Raw genomic sequence first — 16,761 nt, forward strand, 5'->3', positions numbered from 1 at the left:
AGTTAAACGAAAGGGTTCAGCCGAAGAGCTTCATTTTACGCCATTCTTCGGGCGTCAGGGTACGCATGCTTACCGCATGAATGGCACCGCTGGAGATATGTGCTTGCAAGGGGCCGTAAATAAACTGCTGTTTAGCCACCGGACGCATGGTTTCGAAAGAGCTGTGCACCACAGTGACATTGAATTTCCCGCCATCGCCTTCGACAGCAATGTGATCTGCATCGGTAATTGCAGCGCTCAGGAGTTGTTGGATTTCACTGGCATTCATAGCGTTACATTTCCTTCCATAGTGCGTTCTACGGCAAAAATTTTATCTAAATTACTGGCGGCTAAAATTGACACCAAACGCTCTGGTGCTTGCGTTAGCGACAGCGTGCTATTACGACTAATAGCAAAACGCTGCCATGCCATGAGCACAGCGGCGGTAACGCTACTACCTGTTTCTAGCGCGGAAAGCTCGCAAGTCCAAGCACTATCAACTGGCAAAGCGGCCAAAATAGCTTGGCCTTCGCGCTGGCAAGCACCGGCATTGTTGTAGTCAACACGGCCAGCTAAGCTCAAGCCATTGGGCTGCGGCGCAATCTGATGGCTCATTATTTTGCCTTAACCACTTCGATTGGGGCAGGCGACCAACCAGCAATAGCCTTGTCTAAGTTGCCAGCACTTTGCTCGACGACTTCTGCGAAGCGCTTACGGAAAGTCAGGCCAAGGTTTAAACCATTGACGATCAAGTTACGAGTCATCCAGCGGCCATCGCCAGCTCGAATCATTTGGAAAATGATTGGCACTACAGTGCCGTTTTCCAAAGCAACCTCAACTTCGACTTGTGCACGATTAGCATCATCGCCGGGCTTGTAAGGCTTCACTGTGACTTTTTGATTGTCATAGGAAGTCAGGCCGTTGGCGTAAGTGCGTACCATGCTTTGTTTAAATATGGTGGCGAATTGATCGCGCTGAGCATCGCTAGCTTGGCGAAAATACTGACCCATAACACCACGTGCGATGCCCGGAACATCAACAAATGGTGTGATATTTTCTTCGATTACCGCATTTAATGCTGTTGGGCTTTTGCGCAGCGCCGCGCGGTCTTTATCGATGCGTGCGGTGAGCTGAGTAATGGCCGTTTGCACTACTACTTGCGGGTTAGTTTCAACAGCGGCCTGCACTACCGCAGGCGAAGCTAGGGCAAGTACAGGAACCAAAACAGACCATGTTAGAAAGCGCGACATATCAAATCTCCAAACTTTTAGGCTTTGGCGTTTGCCAAATTAACTCTTAAAACGCTTCATCTGCCGTTGGCGATGACGCAGCACTTGCAGGTGGCGTCTCAGTTGCCTTGTTAAACAAGAACTTGCTGATCAAATCTTCAAGCACCAACGATGACTGCGTTTGATAAATACGGCTGCCTTCTTTCAATACTTCTTCATCGGCGCCCGGCGTAAGACCAATATACTTTTCACCTAATAGGCCGGCGGTCAAAATCGCAGAAACGGTATCTGTGCTGATGTCATTAACGTCATTTTCAATCGACATCTCAACGCGCGCCAACAGTGTTTTCGGGTCTAACGTAATGGATTCGACACGGCCAATCGGCACACCAGCCATGGTCACCTTTGCCCGCACGGTGAGGCCGCCGACATTTTGAAATAGCGCATAGACGCGATAGCTAGGCTTATTTAACTCGCCTGACAAACCGCTGACTTGGATCGCTAAAAACATCAGCGCGGCGAAAGCCATCAGCAAAAAGCTGCCCACCATTAACTCAATAGACTTAATACGCATCACACGCCTCCGAACATCACCGCAGTGAGAATAAAATCGAGTGCCAGCACTGCCAGCGAGCCATAAACCACCGTACGAGTGGTCGAACGAGAAATACCTTCGCTAGTGGGTTCACTAGCATAGCCTTGGTAGACGGCAATCCACGTTACCGCGATGCCAAATACCACTGCTTTCAACAAGCCACGCAAGACATCATCGGCGAAGTTGACTGATTGCTGCATATTGGCCCAATACGAGCCTTCAAAAATTCCCAGCCAATCGACGCCAACTACGCGACCACCCAAGATACCAACAGCAACAAAAATCGTCGCCAATAAAGGCATGCTGATGACACCTGCCCAAAAGCGCGGCGCAATAATGCGACGCAAAGGATCAACGCCAATCATTTCCATGCTGGATAGCTGCTCGGTGGCTTTCATTAGGCCAATTTCAGCGGTTAATGCCGAGCCAGCGCGGCCAGCAAAGAGTAACGCGGTGACCACTGGGCCAAGCTCACGGGTGAGCGTTAAGGCGACCATGGTGCCGAGCGCTTGCTCGCTGCCATAGGTGATGAGAATGTTGTAGCCCTGAAGACCAAGCACCATGCCGATGAAGAGGCCGGAAATCACGATAATCACTAGCGATAAAACGCCGACAGAAAAAATCTGCGCGATCAATAGCGGCAGGGCCAAACGCCAACGCGGCCAACACATAATGGCTTGCCAAAGCATGATGAAGGCATCGCCTAGGGTGGCAATAGCAGCCAGTCCACGCGAACCTAAACGGGAGATTGCAGACAACATAGTTTAGGACCTCAGCGCATCGGCCCACGTGGGCGATGGGTAGTGAAAGCGCACCGGACCATCGGCGCTACCGTTGAGGAATTGCTGCACCAGTGGCGACTCAGAAGCACGCAGCTCATCGGGCGAGCCTTCGCCGACAACTTTGCCATTGGCCAAAATATAAATATAGTCGGCAATGGACAGCGTCTCATCGACATCGTGCGAAACAATAACAGAGGTCAGCTTCAGGGCTTCGCGCAGAGTACGAATCAAGCGCACTAAAACACCCATGGCAATAGGATCTTGGCCAGCAAAAGGCTCGTCATACATGATCAATTCGGGGTCTAGTACGATGGCACGGGCAAGTGCGGCACGCCGCGCCATGCCGCCCGAAAGCTCAGCCGGCGCCAGCTTCTCAGCACCACGCAAACCAACCGACTCCAACTTCAAACGCACGATATCGCCGATCAACTCTTCAGGTAACTTGGTATGCGCACGCAACGGAAATGCCACATTCTCATAGACCGATAAGTCGCTGAATAGCGCACCCGACTGAAATAGCATGCCCATGCGGGCACGCAGCTTAAATAAGTCATCACGCGATAGTTTCGGCACTTCTTGACCTGCAACTTTTACACTGCCGCTGGCCGGGCGTAGCTGACCACCAATAAAGCGTAGCAAGGTAGTTTTACCGCAGCCCGACGGGCCCATAATGGCCGTGACTTGGCCGCGGCGTATGCGTACATTGACGCCATCAAAAATCACCCGTTCGCCACGTTTAAAGCGCAAGTCGGAAATGGTGACTAAATCATCAGCAGTATCGGACATGGCAAGGCATCGCCTAACTAAAGAATGGCGCGCATCATAGCATCGATGATTACTGTATCGGAAACATCGCTTAGGACTGGCCGCGACTGGCGCGCTTGTTCATAATTAGCCACGATAATTTATTTAGCCTGAAAGGATGCCGATATGACCCAAAGCGACTTTATCGCCACTGGGCAGCGCGTACTGACTGTCGAAATCGCCGCCTTAGACGCCATGCGCCCATTGCTCGATGAAGCTTTTGGCGCCGCCTGCGAACTGCTTATGGCCTGCACTGGTCGCGTTGTTGTCACAGGCATGGGCAAGTCCGGCCATATCGGCAAGAAAATGGCGGCCACCTTCGCCTCTACCGGCACACCAGCATTCTTTATGCACCCAGGTGAGGCTAGCCACGGCGATCTCGGCATGGTCACTGGCAATGACGTCATCATCGCAATTTCTAATTCTGGTGAAGCTCATGAGATTCTCGGCATCATTCCGGTCATCAAACGCCTGCGCGCCAAACTTATTACCATCACCGCCCTACCTGTTTGCAGCATGGCTCAGTTAGCCGATGTTGCTCTGACGATTGGTAAGTCACCAGAGGCCTGCCCGCTGGGCCTAGCCCCAACCTCATCAACGACCTCAACTTTGGTACTTGGCGATGCCTTAGCCGTGGCTTTATTAGAGGCCCGTGGTTTCACTGCCGAAGATTTTGCGCTATCGCATCCGGGCGGCGCTTTAGGCCGCCGTCTCTTATTACGCGTCGATGACATCATGAATAAAGGCGACGACGTACCAATGGTCAGCGTAGGCACCTCCATTCGCGATGCCCTGCTCGAAATCACCCGCAAAGGCTTAGGCATGACCACCGTTGTTGATGCCGATGGTCGCCTCGCCGGCCTCTATACTGATGGCGATTTACGCCGCAGCATCGACCAAAACTTAGACATTAAAAATACGCCCATTGAGCAAGTCATGACGCCAAACTGCCTCACCGTGCGCGCCGGCATTTTGGCCGCCGAAGCATTGGCAGAAATGGACGCTCGCCGCATTAATGGCGTCGTGGTAATTGATGCCGAACGCCGCCCCGTCGGCGCCGCCAATATGCACGGTTTCCTCCGTGCCGGAGTGGTGTAATGATTTCCTGCCGCGTAAAAGAAAAAGCCCGCAATATTCGTCTATTAGCGCTTGATGTCGATGGCGTACTGACCGATGGCCGCCTGTATTTTTCCGAAGCTGGTGACGAGACAAAAACCTTCGACACGCAAGATGGCCATGGCATCAAAATGCTGCAAAGCACTGGCGTACAAGTTGCCATCATCACCGGCCGCACCACTGAATTAGTACAACGTCGTGCCCGAAACTTAGGCATCAAGCATTTGCAGCAAGGTCGCGAAGATAAACTCGTGGCACTGCATGAGCTTATCCAAACGCTGAACTTAAGCTTGGAAGAAGTCGCCTATGTTGGTGATGACTGGCCCGATCTGCCCGCCATTTTAGCGACAGGCCTTGGCGTTGCAGTGGCCAATGCCCACAGCGAATTACGCCAGCGCGCCGACCATGTCACCACGCTTTCTGGCGGCCGCGGGGCCGTGCGCGAAGTCTGCGATCTATTGCTCATGGCGCAAGATCGTTACGACGAAGCGCTCGCGCCGTACTTGGCACACTGATGGATACGCGCCCGCTGCTAAGAGTCTCCGGCCTTCTTTTGATTGTCGGCGCACTGGGCTACTACGGCTATGGCGGCTGGAACAGCGAAGAGCTAGGTGACAGCAGCGATGGCCGCACGCCTGACTATATCGTCGATGGCCTCGCACTCTGGGAAACCGGCCCCGACGGCCAATTACTACGCACAGCCAACGGCACGCAGCTAATACATCGCCCCAGCCCCGAACGCTTCGATCTCACCCAACCCGACTTGCGCCTCTATGACAAGGGCCAACCCATGTGGCGCTTAACTAGCCTAACTGCGACCAGCGGCGACCCTAGCAGTGAGGCGTGGTTTAATGGCCAAGTAATTGCTGTGCGCACTATGCCCAATGCAGCACCGCTACAATTAAGCACTTCCCGCCTGCGCATCGAGCCGAAAGCCAACCGTGTCTCTACGCCTGAGCGCGTGACTATCACTAGCACGCAGGGCAAGATGAGCGGCACTGGCCTCACTGCTGACTTACAGGGCAAAAACTTGCAACTTTCATCCGCCGTTGAGGTGTCATATGCACCATCGCGCTAAGCGCATCGCCCGCCTGCTATTGCTCGCGGCTACAACACTCACTCCCGTGCTGAGCTGGGCGCTGCCTGAAGATGCAGAGCAGCCCGTCAATATCAGCGCCGATAACGCTCGCTTCGATGAGAAAGCGGGCGAAGCCGTGTATCGCGGCAATGTCGTTGTTATTCAGGGCACATTAAAAGTGCAAGGCGACACGATGACTTTGCGCATCGATGACAAAGGCGCACTGACGACCGCGCGCACACTTGGCAAGCCGGCTCGCTATCAGCAGCGCACCGATCCAGCCAAAGGCTTAGTTAATGCCACCGCCGACGAGATTCAATTTGATCATCGCACCGGCACTATCACGCTTATTGGCAATGCCTTGCTGAAGCAAGATGGCGCCAGCTTTAGCGGTCCGCGCATTGTCTATTCGACCGAGAAAAAGCAAATCGAAGCTAGCGGCAATAGCCAACAGCGTGTGCAGCTAGTGTTTCCACCACAAGCACGTGGCGAGAAAAAACCCACTAAAGATAAGGCGATACTTGCGCCTGCAGCCGCACCTTTGGGAGCGGCACAATGAGCGTATTGCGCGTAGAGAATTTAGCGAAAAGCTATAAGGGTCGCACCGTCGTAAAAGATGTCAGCTTGAGCGTTGAAAGCGCGCAAATTGTCGGCCTACTCGGCCCCAACGGTGCCGGGAAAACCACCAGCTTTTATATGATCGTTGGCCTAGTGCCGATGGAGCGTGGCCGCATCCTGCTCGATAACCAAGACATCTCGCACCTGCCCATGCACGGTCGCGCGCGCAAAGGCATCGGCTACTTACCACAAGAGGCATCGATCTTTCGCAAGCTCAGCGTGGAAGACAATATTTTAGCCATTTTAGAAACGCGCGGCGGCATGAAAAAGGCCGAGCGCCTGGCCAAACTTGAGTCATTGCTAGCTGAGTTTCACATCACGCATATTCGTAAAAGCTTAGGCATGAGCTTATCTGGTGGTGAGCGCCGTCGTGTCGAAATCGCACGCGCTTTGGCCAGCGACCCACAGTTTATTTTGCTTGATGAGCCCTTCGCAGGCGTTGACCCTATTTCCGTGGCCGACATTAAGGCCATCATCATGCATTTGAAGCAGCGCGGAATTGGCGTGCTAATCACCGATCACAATGTCCGCGAAACCTTAGACATTTGCGAAAAGGCTTATATCGTTAGCGCCGGCGTAGAGATTGCTGAGGGCACGCCAGAAGCCATTCTAGCCAATCCGCTGGTGCGTGAAGTTTATCTTGGGGAGCAGTTCTCGTTGTGATGAAGCCAAGCTTACAACTAGGGATCAGTCAAAGCTTAACAATGACACCGCAGCTGCAGCAGGCGATTAAACTGCTAGCGATGTCGACTCTAGAGCTACAACAAGAGGTTCAGGCTGCACTCGACGACAACCCTTTACTAGAACTCGATGACGGCCAAGGCTCAGATGATGGCGAGCACATTGAGGCCGCGCCGAAAGAAGAACCTGTCCGCGAATCGCTAGATCTCGATAAACACGACCAACTATCTGATGACCTCCCTGTCGATACCGCCTGGGATGATATCTATATTGGTAGCAATAGCGGCAGCGGTGGCGAGCCTGTCGACGAAGATGGCGAGCCCATTGAGGCCCGCAAGGCGGCGATAGAAACGCTGCAAGACCATTTGCATTGGCAACTCAATGTGACGCCTTTTAGCACGCTAGATCGAGTCATCGCTGAAGCCATTATTGATGGCCTTGATAGCCGCGGCTACCTCACGGTCAGCCTTGATGAGCTCGCCGAAACCGCGCTGAGCTGGTGCAATGAAGAGGCTGAAGAAGACGAAGTCATCGCTGTTCTACATCGCATTCAGCAATTCGACCCACCTGGCGTGGCCGCTCGCGATCTCAGCGAATGCCTATTGATTCAGCTCAATCAAAAGCCCGATGACACCGAATACTTAGACGGCGCCAAGTTAATCTTACGTGAGCACACCGCTCGACTAGCGTCGGGCGACCTTGCCGGCTTAACGCGAGCCACGGGCTTATCAGAGCGCTCCGTTCACGCCGCCATCGCATTGATACGCGAGCTTAAGCCTCATCCTGGCGAAGGCTGGGCGAGTGCCGATGATGAGCGCCAAGTCATTCCTGATGTTGTGGTGCGCAAGCTGCGCGGTTTCTGGCGAGTTGAGCTAAACCCCGATGCTGCACCGAAATTACGCGTCAACGCGGGTTATGCCGGCATGATTCGTCGCGCCGATAGCAGCCCTGACAACCAATATATTCGTGACAACTTGCAGGAGGCGCGCTGGCTGATCAAAAGCCTACAAAGCCGTCATGAAACCCTGCTAAAGGTAGCGACTTGCATCGTTGAGCATCAACGTGGCTTCTTAGAGCAAGGCCCAGAGGCCATGAAACCACTGATTTTGCGTGAGGTCGCCGATGAGGTCGGCCTGCATGAGTCGACAATTTCTCGCGTCACCACGCAAAAATACTTGCTCACTCCTCGTGGTCTGTTTGAACTCAAGTATTTTTTCTCGTCACACGTCGGAACTAGCTCCGGTGGCGAGGCATCATCAACAGCCATTCGCGCCATGATTAAAAAGCTCGTAGGCCAAGAAAATCAGAGAAAACCATTGAGTGACAGCAAGTTAGCGGACCTACTTTTAGAGCAAGGTATTGAGGTCGCAAGGCGTACTGTGGCTAAGTATCGCGAGTCGCTCAACATTCCATCATCTACCGATCGAAAGCGCTTGCTTTAATAATTTGGGCATGGCTAAGTAAAGTCATAACGGATGTTGATGTGAAGCGAAGCAAGCTGTGAACCCCAACACTGGGAACCTCTGCTTTCGGACTCGACAGGCCGCCCGTGCAGGGCTGCAAATGCCCTAATCGTACGACCCGCCACCGTCTTGAAGGTCTTTGGTTTCCGCTGTCGTCAATCACGAAAGCGAGGAAACGTCTCATGCAAATGACCATTAGTGGACACCACGTTGAACTCACCCATGCCCTCCGTGATTATGCCGAGTCTAAACTCGCGCGTATTGAGCGGCATTTTGACCATATCACCAGTATCGACGTCATTTTAAGTGTCGATAAATTGGTGCAAAAAGCCGAAGCAGTGATTCGAACTTCAGGAGCAAAATTATTTGCTAACGCCCAGTCCGATGACCTCTACGCCGCCATTGATAAACTGTCGGATAAGCTCGACCGACAGGTAGTGCGCCATAAAGAGAAGCACGCATCACATTGATGCCACCGATTCACCTGCTAAATGCCCAGCCTCGCTGGGCATTTTTCATTACACAGTTTCATAAACTCTACGAATGCCTACTTGCCAATCATCGCGCCACAACCGAGGATAAGGCTCAGCAATTTAACTAGGTAGTAAAATGAAACTGGTGATTGTGAGCGGACGCTCGGGCTCAGGAAAAACGACTGCGTTGCATCAACTGGAAGATCTCGGCTACTACTGCGTCGACAATCTTCCCGTTGCTCTCATCCCTGATCTCGTTGCTAACTTCGAAGACGACCAGAACAATGGCTCGATGCGCATAGCTGTTGGCATTGACGCACGCAATCGCAGCCAAGACTTAGCGCGCTATAGCGAAATTTGCCGTCGCCTCGCGGTGATAAATATACAGCCGCAAGTGGTTTACTTAGACGCTCGTGAAGATGTGCTGCTAGCGCGCTTTAGCTCTACGCGCCGCCGCCATCCCTTAAGCTCCGATGCTCGCTCGCTGGAAGAAGCTATTGCTTATGAGCGCGTACTGCTTGACCCCCTAGCCTCACACGCAGCACTGCAACTCGACACCACGACCTTATCGGTGCATGACCTACGCGAAAGCCTGCGCCGGCGTTTTGCCGACGCCAGCACTATGCAGAATAATATTTTACTCACCTCATTTGGCTTTAAACACGGCGTACCACTCGATGCCGATCTCGTGTTTGATGTTCGCTGCCTACCCAACCCGCATTGGGAAATGACTTTGCGGCACTTAACCGGCCTAGACCTGCCCGTAGCAAAGTATTTGCAAGGAAAGCCTATTGTTGATGGCATGTTCAACGACATTTTTGCATTTATTAATAAGTGGTTACCGGAACTACAAGCCAATGATCGTAGCTATGTCACTGTCGCTATTGGCTGCACCGGCGGCCAACATCGCAGTGTTTATATGGTTGAACGACTGGCTCAAGCCTTGACAGCGACCCTAGGAAAACTCCAAGTTAGACATCGAGAGCTACATCGGCCAGGACCGCTTTAATGGCGAAACACGCAGCAGATATCGACATCGTTAATAGACTTGGCTTACATGCTCGGGCATCGGCCAAGCTCGTGGAAACCGCCTCGCGCTTTCAATCCTCTATACGTATTGGGCGTGGTGAGCGCTTAGTTGATGCACGCAGCATCATGGCATTGCTGATGTTAGGTGCTGGTCAGGGCAGCCGTTTACGCCTTGAAGTTGATGGCGATGACGCCGACTCGGCCTATACAGCAGTAACAACACTCATCGCCGACAGGTTTGGCGAGGCAGAATAGGCTATCATCGCCGCTGCCATTGCTATCCCCTGCTGGAGCTCCGATGAGTTTGCGTAACCTGCCCGAAGAAGATGATGAATTTTTCATCAGTAGAGCCGATAAAAAACGTTCGGTCGATAGGTTACAAGCCTTAGGCGAGCGTCTCGCTGAGCTCAGTGATAGGCAACTCAAACAATTGCCTATCGATGACATGCTGCTGAAAGCATTTCTTGATATGAAGAAGATCAAGGCGAATGAAGCCTTGCGTCGCCATAAGCAATATATTGGCAAGCTCATGCGTCATGCCGATGAAGCAGCGCTTTTGGCTGCCATGCATCCATTGAAAAACCCTGCGCTGCAACGCCAGCTAGATCTAATTCAAGAGCGCCTAATACAACAGGGCGACGCCTATATTGGTGAGGTTTTGTCGCGGTTTCCTGCTGCCGATCGCCACACACTGCGTCAATATGTTCGCCAAGCTCAGCAGGAATTTACCAAGCTAAAAACAGCTAAGGACTCGGCTAATGCTAACGGCCAAGCCGACGTGGCAGCAGATGAGGCTGAGCAACCAACCCCAGCGCAGCATAGGCTTTGGCTGCACCTGCGTGAATTAGCCGCGATTAATAGCTAGTTTTTACGCACAGCGGCAGCAGCTAATCGAGGCGATGCGCTTCTACCGGCATCTGCTCACGCCAAGCTTGCTGCTGCTCGCAATCAAACTCTGCAATCACCAATGCTGGCTGCGAGGTCATCGTACGCTCAGCCAGCACCTGCCCCCATGCATCAATGATTTGGCTATGGCCCCACGTCTGCCTTGTGACACTGTGCTGCCCGCCCTGCCCCGCACCAATGAACATGCATTGATTTTCAATAGCGCGAGCACGCAGTAATACCTGCCAATGTGCCTCACCAGTCTTAGCAGTAAATGCAGCGGGCACGGCGAATATATCTGCGCCTGCTTGGCGTAAGGCACGTGCCTGCTCGGGAAAGCGTAGGTCGTAGCATGTCAGCACACCCAACTGCCCCCACGGTGTTGCTAGCAGATTTATTTCAGTGCCAGGCTCATAGCGAGCGGATTCTCGATAAGCTCCTTGAGCATCGCCGACCTGAGCATCAAATAGATGTCGCTTGTCATAGCGGCCGACCAAGTTGCCTGAAGCGTCGAACAATAAGCAGGCGCTGCGCACACGGCCATTGGGCACGGCGCTGCCATCGGGGCGATAAGGTAGTGGCACAGTGCCCGCCAATAACCACAGGTCATTGGCGCGAGCTTGCTCAGCAAACCACGTTAGCCACTGGGCATGATGCTGCGCGGCCAGACCGGCGGCATCGGGGCCAAAAACTAAGCAGTTTTCTGGCAATACCAATAGGTCGACACCTTGCTCTCGAGCCGATGTCATACCGTCGGCAATAGCTCGCTGATTAGCAGAAATGTCGTCGCCGCTGCAAAGCTCAAGTGCTGCCACGTGCATAGTGCTTACTCCTGTGCCCTGCTCTCATTAGCAGAAGCAGCATTTGCGTCCTTAGCTTTAGCGCTAGACTTTAGCTCTTCTGGCTTCACGATAGCCTCATCATTGATGCGTAAGTCATCCCATGTGCCGGTCACGTGGTAACGAATCGACGTAAGCCGTGCGAGCTGCTTATCGAGTAATAAATCTGCTGCAACCAAAGCGCCGCCGACAATCGGGCCGGCTAGAAAGCCAGCAACGACAGGCAACGCACTGCTCACCGGAACATCCACACGCAAACGCTGGTCTACTTCGTGTGTGATCAGATTCACGCTGCCCCGCCCCTGCATGCTCACTGAAGGGCCATCAAGGTCTATATTGGCTGGCAAGAGCACGCCACGATTAAGCTCTCCGGCGAGTTTAATCTCATCAAAACTAAGACCTTTGCGCGTGACATCGGAGAAGTCAAAACGTAATCGACGCATGAGATTGCTGGCGTTTACTAGGCCAAAAACGCGTGCCAGTGGGTTTATACGATCAATGCCGATTAAGCGTCCGGACTTAAAGTTCGCGCTAAATTTGCCATTTAGTTGTGCCAATGCGAAGTCGCTGGGGTCGCCGGGCCAAGCTAGCTCAGCATTAAGCTGGCCGCTGCGTGACTCCAAGCCACCGCTAAGGCCTAGCTGCGTAAATAGTGCCGCACTGGCGCGAGTATCGACCTGTCCCGACAGCTGAGTGCTAGCGCGTGGGCCTGTGCGCCAGCTCAACTTGCCATTGAAGTCTGCGTTGGGCTGGCTTAGGCGCAAGGGCTCGACCAACCAACCTGTGGCTTGCGGCTTAACACGAGCTTCCACATGCGTCGACGGCCATTTTGGCAAGGCCGATGGCTGTATATTATCGGCGGAAATAATCCAGTCTGCTTCTTCACGCACCAAGCTCAAGCGGACTGGGCCAAGATTTTCTTCGCCAGCCATCAGTGCCTTAGTTTGTAAGTTTAAGCGCTGAAATGTCGGCATCGCTTGCACTAGCTTTTGGCTCACCGATTTAGTCGGTGCCTTAGCTACAAATGCACGCCAATCATTGAGCTGCAAGTTATCAACACTCGCCTCAATGCCAATGCCCGCGCGCTCATTCCATGCCAAACCTGGCAGCCCAACACGCACCAGTAATTGCTTGAGCTGTTTATTTCGCCAGGTTAAGCCAACTTGAGCCATGCCATCGATGGTCGCTCGCGCCAACTGCTTGCCTGGGCCGAGTTTACCTTGATAAACCAATTCCGCGGCCTGAGAGGCCGGTTTAGCCAATGGTGCAGGAAGCTTAATCGCCATACCCTTCAAGTTACTACTGATACGCAGGCCCACTGCTCCCGCGTGCGAAATAGGAATGTCAACATTAACCAGTGCCGATGTACGGCCATCGATATAGGCTGTTAAATCAGTACCTAGCCAGCGACTAAGCGATACAGCAGTAATGGGCGCGTTAACTTTTATCGCCTGCGAGCGCCACTGGCTACCACGCTTATCGCCTGATAACTCCACTTGTGCGGCCTCGTTCCAGAGTTTGCCGGCGAGCTGCCCATTTAGGCCTGCACTTTCATCAAACGTTATTGCGCCGCTAACATTTGTCAGCTGCACGGGGCTATCGGCCAAGCCCACTTCGGCTTGCTCTACCGTGGCGCTAACCTTGATTAAAGGCTGATGCGTGGCGAAGGGAATCGTCAGCTGCAAATTAGCTTTTGCAGGACCGCGCATGAGCAGCAGGTTAGCAACTTCGGCGGTCTTTGTTTTCAGCGGCGACTCAGCCAATAAGCGGTCGAGATCACTTAAATCCAAAGCCAAATCGGCATCGACACTTAATACGGGCTTATGTAGTTCAGGAATGCTCGCCACGGCGCGTGAAATAGTGCCATCCATCACGCGGCCAGCATTAACGCTAACGCTTAGGTCACGACCGCGAATATCCACTTGGCCATTCAGCTGGCTCAATGCAGGCCAGCCCGGCACATAGTCAAGCGAGGCATTGGCCAGCTTTAATGACATATCGAGTTGGCCGGCGTCGGGGCTATCGTGGCGCAGTGCACCGCTATAGGCGAACGTGCCACTAGGAACTTGGCCGGCCGCTAATGCGCTTCGCAGCCAAGCCAATGTGTGATCTCCGGCAGAATGCCACGGCACATAGCGCCAAGCGCTAGCGACCTGACCATCATAAAGCCCAGCTAATAAGTCTAGGCGGCCGGCACCGGGATCTTTAATCGGCAGCTGCAGCGCTAGCTGTACGCGCGCTTTGGCATCGGCGTTGTCCAGCGCGAGCACGCCAGTATCGATATGCCATTGATCTTGTTGGCGATACCAACGCACACCGCCGCGCAGCATATTGGCAGCAATGGGCTCGCGAAATACTTCTGGCGCATTAATAGAGGCGCGGCGTGTATCCAAATAGGCTAAGCCTTGGTCTGCGCTAGCTTGCAGCCAGCCTGCCATATTGCTCACGCCTGGCAAGGCTTTATAGGCTTGCCAGCTCAGGGCTTTGAACTCGGCATTGGCAGTGCTGAGCGCCCACTGCTCATCACGGCGTACGGCTTGAATATGCACACGCGGCAGATAGCCCGTGGGGTTTAGCTTCTGCAGCATGGGCGCAAGTGACGCAGGTATCAGCTCCTCGCGCTTCACTAGCGTATAAGCATCGGCAAGCGATAAGCCTGCCAGGGCGACATTCAATGCGTCAGGCTGCCAGGCTAGATGGCCACGCTGCATAGGAATCGCTAAGCCATCAAGCTTGCCTTGGATATTGCTAAAGGCTAGATGGCCGCGAGCAAGCTCGCCTTGCACCATAAAAACGCCATGCAAATCACTCAGCACATAAGATTTAGCATCGGGCCAGCGAGCTCGCATAGAAACATTTTTCACGGAGACTGTTGCTTGCTCAGGCTTATCGCCCTGACCAGATAGCCATAGTTCTCCGTGGCCTTCCTGCAAATCAAGCTGCCAGCCCTCGGGCAATAAAGCCACCCATGGCTGCCAATCGCTCAAGTTTTGAATATTTAAATACAGCTGCCAAGGTACGGTTTGCCAAGCCAATGGGTCGCCTTCGAGGCGAATAATACCGCGCTGGATATCGCTTTTATCCTGCAGCTTAAACTGCACTTGTGCACGATAGTCATCGCCGTGGCTGTATTGGCTGATGGTTAAGTCGTGTATGCCCTGCTTGATTTGATTCGGCGCCTGCCAAGCCAAAGCGCTATTGCTCAGTGCGATACTAGGTTGCGCCACTAGCCAACGCAGACTTTCACGTGCGCGCTCAGGATGCGATGAGCCAAGCCCACTGAGCTCTAAAATACGAATGCCGCCTTCAGGGTTAGGCGCAAGCGTCAGTGATAAGCCATCGATTTCAGTCCGCAAGCGCGGCGATAAATCACGCAGTGTCGCCCACCAATCTGGCTCAGTGCTCAAGCCTGGAATAGTCAGCAAAGTATCTGTCGGTGCACTAGGGTCGGCCAACGCAATATTAGTGGCTATCAGTCGTGGCGTAAGGCCATGCCAGCTCGCGCTGACACTGCCTAAGCGAATCGACAGCCCTGTTTTTTCAGATAATAAGCGCTCAATGGCCGGCTTTTGCTCGCTCACCAGCGGGGCCAGTTCGCGCCCCAAACCGACCACCACGGCGAGAGGAATTAGCACCAAGGCCATCAGCCATAAGACGCTATGAAAACTGCGATTAACCGCGCTGCGCGCTGAGCTCATCAGTGAACTCGCTTAGAGCAAAACCACATCGTATTGCTCCTGACTGTAACTAGTCTCTACTTGAATGCGTATTGGCTTGCCAATAAACGCTTCCAAGTCAGCTACGGCTGACGACTCTTCACCCAATAGACGATCTATTACGCGCTGGCTGGCAACTATCGAATAGCCATTGGCAGCATCATACGCGCGCGCTTCACGCAATAACTCACGGAAGATTTCAAAACAGACAGTTTCGGCAGTTTTCACTGTGCCACGACCAGCGCAACTGGGACAGCTTTCACACAAAATATGCTCGAGCGAGTCGCGTGTGCGCTTACGCGTCATCTCCACCAAACCTAGCGATGACACCTGTGTGATATGTGTTTTAGCATGGTCTCTGGCGAGCATTTTTTCCAAGGAGCGCAGCACTTGCGCGCGATGCTCATCTTCCTGCATATCGATAAAATCGAGGATGATGATACCGCCTAAGTTGCGTAATCTAAGTTGCCGAGCAATCGCGTGCGTGGCTTCAAGATTAGTTTTGAACACCGTGTCTTCTAGGTTACGCGTGCCAACATAGGAGCCAGTATTGACGTCGACCGTACTCATCGCCTCGGTCTGATCGATAATCAAATAGCCGCCAGACTTTAAATGAACCTTGCGCTCCAAGGCCTTCTGCAAATCATCTTCGACATTGTAAAGATCAAATAACGGGCGCTCACCTTGATAATGCTCAATTCGCGCCTCACAACCTGGGACGAACTCACGGGCAAAGATCAATGCACGCTGAAAAGTTTCGCGCGAATCGATGAATATTTTTTGCACTTCAGGGCCAACTAAGTCACGCAAAGTACGCAACGCCAAAGGCAGCTCTTCGCTGATACAGGCCGGCCCAGAAACCACTAAAGTTTGCTGTTGAATATGCCGCCAGAGCTTGAGCAAAAACGCCATGTCGTGACGCAGCTCAGCATCATCTACTCCTTCAGCCACCGTGCGGACAATAAAGCCGCCACCGAGCTCGGCGGCCATCTCTTCAGACAAACCGCGCACCATGGTCTTTAGGCGATCACGCTCAGGCTCATCGTCGATTTTTTGCGAAATACCAAGCTGATCGCTATATGGCATATAAACCAAATAGCGCGCGGGAATAGACAGATCCATGGTCAGGCGTGCGCCTTTACTACCCATCATGTCTTTCATCACTTGCACAGTGATGCTTTGGCCTTCGTGTAAGGCAGAAATGGTTTCAGGACGCTCGCGATCGGCGCCTAGGCGCACTTCATTGACATGGATAAAGCCGGTGCGGCTTAAGCCAATTTCAATAAATGCCGCTTGCATGCCCGGCAGCACGCGTACGACTTTGCCGCGATAAATATTACCAACATGGCCGCGATGCGCAGCACGCTCGATATAAAGCTCTTGCACGACGCCATTTTCGATCAAGGCGACCCGTGACTCCATCGGCGTCACATTAATCAAAACCTCATCGGTATTGGGGCCGCGCATGACCATG

The 16,761-nt window shown here is 53.2% G+C and carries 19 protein-coding genes; 10 read left to right on the forward strand and 9 right to left on the reverse strand.

Features of this window, described 5'->3' with window-relative positions:
• Nucleotides 1-16: 16 nt before the first annotated feature.
• Genes ACFQ0F_RS07175 through ACFQ0F_RS07200 form a run of 6 tightly spaced genes read right to left on the reverse strand, consistent with a single transcriptional unit; the run spans nt 17 to nt 3,371 of the window.
• Entirely contained in the window at nt 17-268 is a 252-nt protein-coding gene (locus ACFQ0F_RS07175) for a BolA family protein (protein ID WP_340675596.1), read from the reverse strand.
• Nucleotides 265-594, reverse strand: a complete 330-nt coding sequence (locus ACFQ0F_RS07180) for an STAS domain-containing protein (protein WP_340675595.1) — start codon at nt 592-594, stop codon at nt 265-267. The genes ACFQ0F_RS07175 and ACFQ0F_RS07180 overlap by 4 nt, the downstream gene beginning before the upstream one ends.
• Entirely contained in the window at nt 594-1,229 is a 636-nt protein-coding gene (locus ACFQ0F_RS07185) for an MlaC/ttg2D family ABC transporter substrate-binding protein (RefSeq protein ID WP_379070634.1), read from the reverse strand. Before ACFQ0F_RS07185 ends, ACFQ0F_RS07180 begins: the two co-directional genes overlap by 1 nt.
• A 46-nt stretch (nt 1,230-1,275) precedes the next feature.
• A complete protein-coding gene (gene mlaD, locus ACFQ0F_RS07190) occupies nt 1,276-1,782 on the reverse strand; it encodes an outer membrane lipid asymmetry maintenance protein MlaD (protein ID WP_379070637.1) in 507 nt (168 codons plus the stop codon).
• Complete coding sequence (gene mlaE, locus ACFQ0F_RS07195; protein WP_379072137.1) at nt 1,782-2,561, reverse strand: lipid asymmetry maintenance ABC transporter permease subunit MlaE; 780 nt, start codon at nt 2,559-2,561, stop codon at nt 1,782-1,784. The genes mlaD and mlaE overlap by 1 nt, the downstream gene beginning before the upstream one ends.
• A gap of 6 nt (nt 2,562-2,567) precedes the next feature.
• On the reverse strand, nt 2,568-3,371 hold the full coding sequence (locus ACFQ0F_RS07200; RefSeq protein WP_379070640.1) for an ABC transporter ATP-binding protein: 804 nt from the start codon (nt 3,369-3,371) through the stop codon (nt 2,568-2,570).
• 144 nt (nt 3,372-3,515) lie between these two features.
• Between ACFQ0F_RS07200 and ACFQ0F_RS07205 the strand changes: the two genes are divergently transcribed.
• From ACFQ0F_RS07205 to yjgA, 10 genes are all read left to right on the forward strand, one after another.
• Nucleotides 3,516-4,487, forward strand: a complete 972-nt coding sequence (locus tag ACFQ0F_RS07205; protein ID WP_340675591.1) for a KpsF/GutQ family sugar-phosphate isomerase — start codon at nt 3,516-3,518, stop codon at nt 4,485-4,487.
• Complete coding sequence (gene kdsC, locus ACFQ0F_RS07210; RefSeq protein WP_379070643.1) at nt 4,487-5,020, forward strand: 3-deoxy-manno-octulosonate-8-phosphatase KdsC; 534 nt, start codon at nt 4,487-4,489, stop codon at nt 5,018-5,020. Before ACFQ0F_RS07205 ends, kdsC begins: the two co-directional genes overlap by 1 nt.
• A complete protein-coding gene (gene lptC, locus ACFQ0F_RS07215) occupies nt 5,020-5,583 on the forward strand; it encodes an LPS export ABC transporter periplasmic protein LptC (RefSeq protein WP_340675589.1) in 564 nt (187 codons plus the stop codon). Before kdsC ends, lptC begins: the two co-directional genes overlap by 1 nt.
• Nucleotides 5,567-6,142 (forward strand): lipopolysaccharide transport periplasmic protein LptA, encoded by a 576-nt coding sequence (gene lptA / locus ACFQ0F_RS07220; protein WP_340675588.1) that lies wholly within the window; start codon nt 5,567-5,569, stop codon nt 6,140-6,142. The genes lptC and lptA overlap by 17 nt, the downstream gene beginning before the upstream one ends.
• The gene (gene lptB, locus ACFQ0F_RS07225; RefSeq protein ID WP_340675587.1) at nt 6,139-6,864 is read left to right on the forward strand and encodes an LPS export ABC transporter ATP-binding protein; all 726 of its coding nucleotides are present in this window, start codon (nt 6,139-6,141) and stop codon (nt 6,862-6,864) included. Before lptA ends, lptB begins: the two co-directional genes overlap by 4 nt.
• The gene (locus tag ACFQ0F_RS07230) at nt 6,864-8,324 is read left to right on the forward strand and encodes an RNA polymerase factor sigma-54 (protein WP_379072140.1); all 1,461 of its coding nucleotides are present in this window, start codon (nt 6,864-6,866) and stop codon (nt 8,322-8,324) included. The genes lptB and ACFQ0F_RS07230 overlap by 1 nt, the downstream gene beginning before the upstream one ends.
• 203 nt (nt 8,325-8,527) lie before the next feature.
• Complete coding sequence (hpf, locus tag ACFQ0F_RS07235; RefSeq protein WP_340675586.1) at nt 8,528-8,815, forward strand: ribosome hibernation-promoting factor, HPF/YfiA family; 288 nt, start codon at nt 8,528-8,530, stop codon at nt 8,813-8,815.
• Nucleotides 8,816-8,954: 139 nt separating this feature from the next.
• On the forward strand, nt 8,955-9,827 hold the full coding sequence (gene rapZ / locus ACFQ0F_RS07240; protein ID WP_340675585.1) for an RNase adapter RapZ: 873 nt from the start codon (nt 8,955-8,957) through the stop codon (nt 9,825-9,827).
• On the forward strand, nt 9,827-10,102 hold the full coding sequence (locus ACFQ0F_RS07245; RefSeq protein ID WP_340675584.1) for an HPr family phosphocarrier protein: 276 nt from the start codon (nt 9,827-9,829) through the stop codon (nt 10,100-10,102). Before rapZ ends, ACFQ0F_RS07245 begins: the two co-directional genes overlap by 1 nt.
• Nucleotides 10,103-10,145: 43 nt before the next feature.
• On the forward strand, nt 10,146-10,712 hold the full coding sequence (gene yjgA / locus ACFQ0F_RS07250; protein WP_340675583.1) for a ribosome biogenesis factor YjgA: 567 nt from the start codon (nt 10,146-10,148) through the stop codon (nt 10,710-10,712).
• A gap of 22 nt (nt 10,713-10,734) precedes the next feature.
• Here yjgA and ACFQ0F_RS07255 read toward each other — a convergent pair whose 3' ends face one another.
• From ACFQ0F_RS07255 to rng, 3 genes are read right to left on the reverse strand one after another with little or no spacing between them, the layout of a single operon-like run.
• Nucleotides 10,735-11,553, reverse strand: a complete 819-nt coding sequence (locus tag ACFQ0F_RS07255; RefSeq protein ID WP_340675582.1) for a carbon-nitrogen hydrolase family protein — start codon at nt 11,551-11,553, stop codon at nt 10,735-10,737.
• Nucleotides 11,554-11,558: 5 nt separating this feature from the next.
• A complete protein-coding gene (locus tag ACFQ0F_RS07260; protein WP_379070650.1) occupies nt 11,559-15,269 on the reverse strand; it encodes a YhdP family phospholipid transporter in 3,711 nt (1,236 codons plus the stop codon).
• Between the two features lie 12 nt (nt 15,270-15,281).
• Nucleotides 15,282-16,754 carry a ribonuclease G gene (gene rng, locus ACFQ0F_RS07265; RefSeq protein ID WP_340675636.1) on the reverse strand — a complete coding sequence of 491 codons (1,473 nt, stop codon included), beginning with the start codon at nt 16,752-16,754 and terminating at the stop codon, nt 15,282-15,284.
• Nucleotides 16,755-16,761: the final 7 nt, after the last annotated feature.

This window comes from Paraperlucidibaca wandonensis (genome assembly GCF_042677145.1).
GTDB lineage: Bacteria > Pseudomonadota > Gammaproteobacteria > Pseudomonadales > Moraxellaceae > Perlucidibaca > Perlucidibaca wandonensis.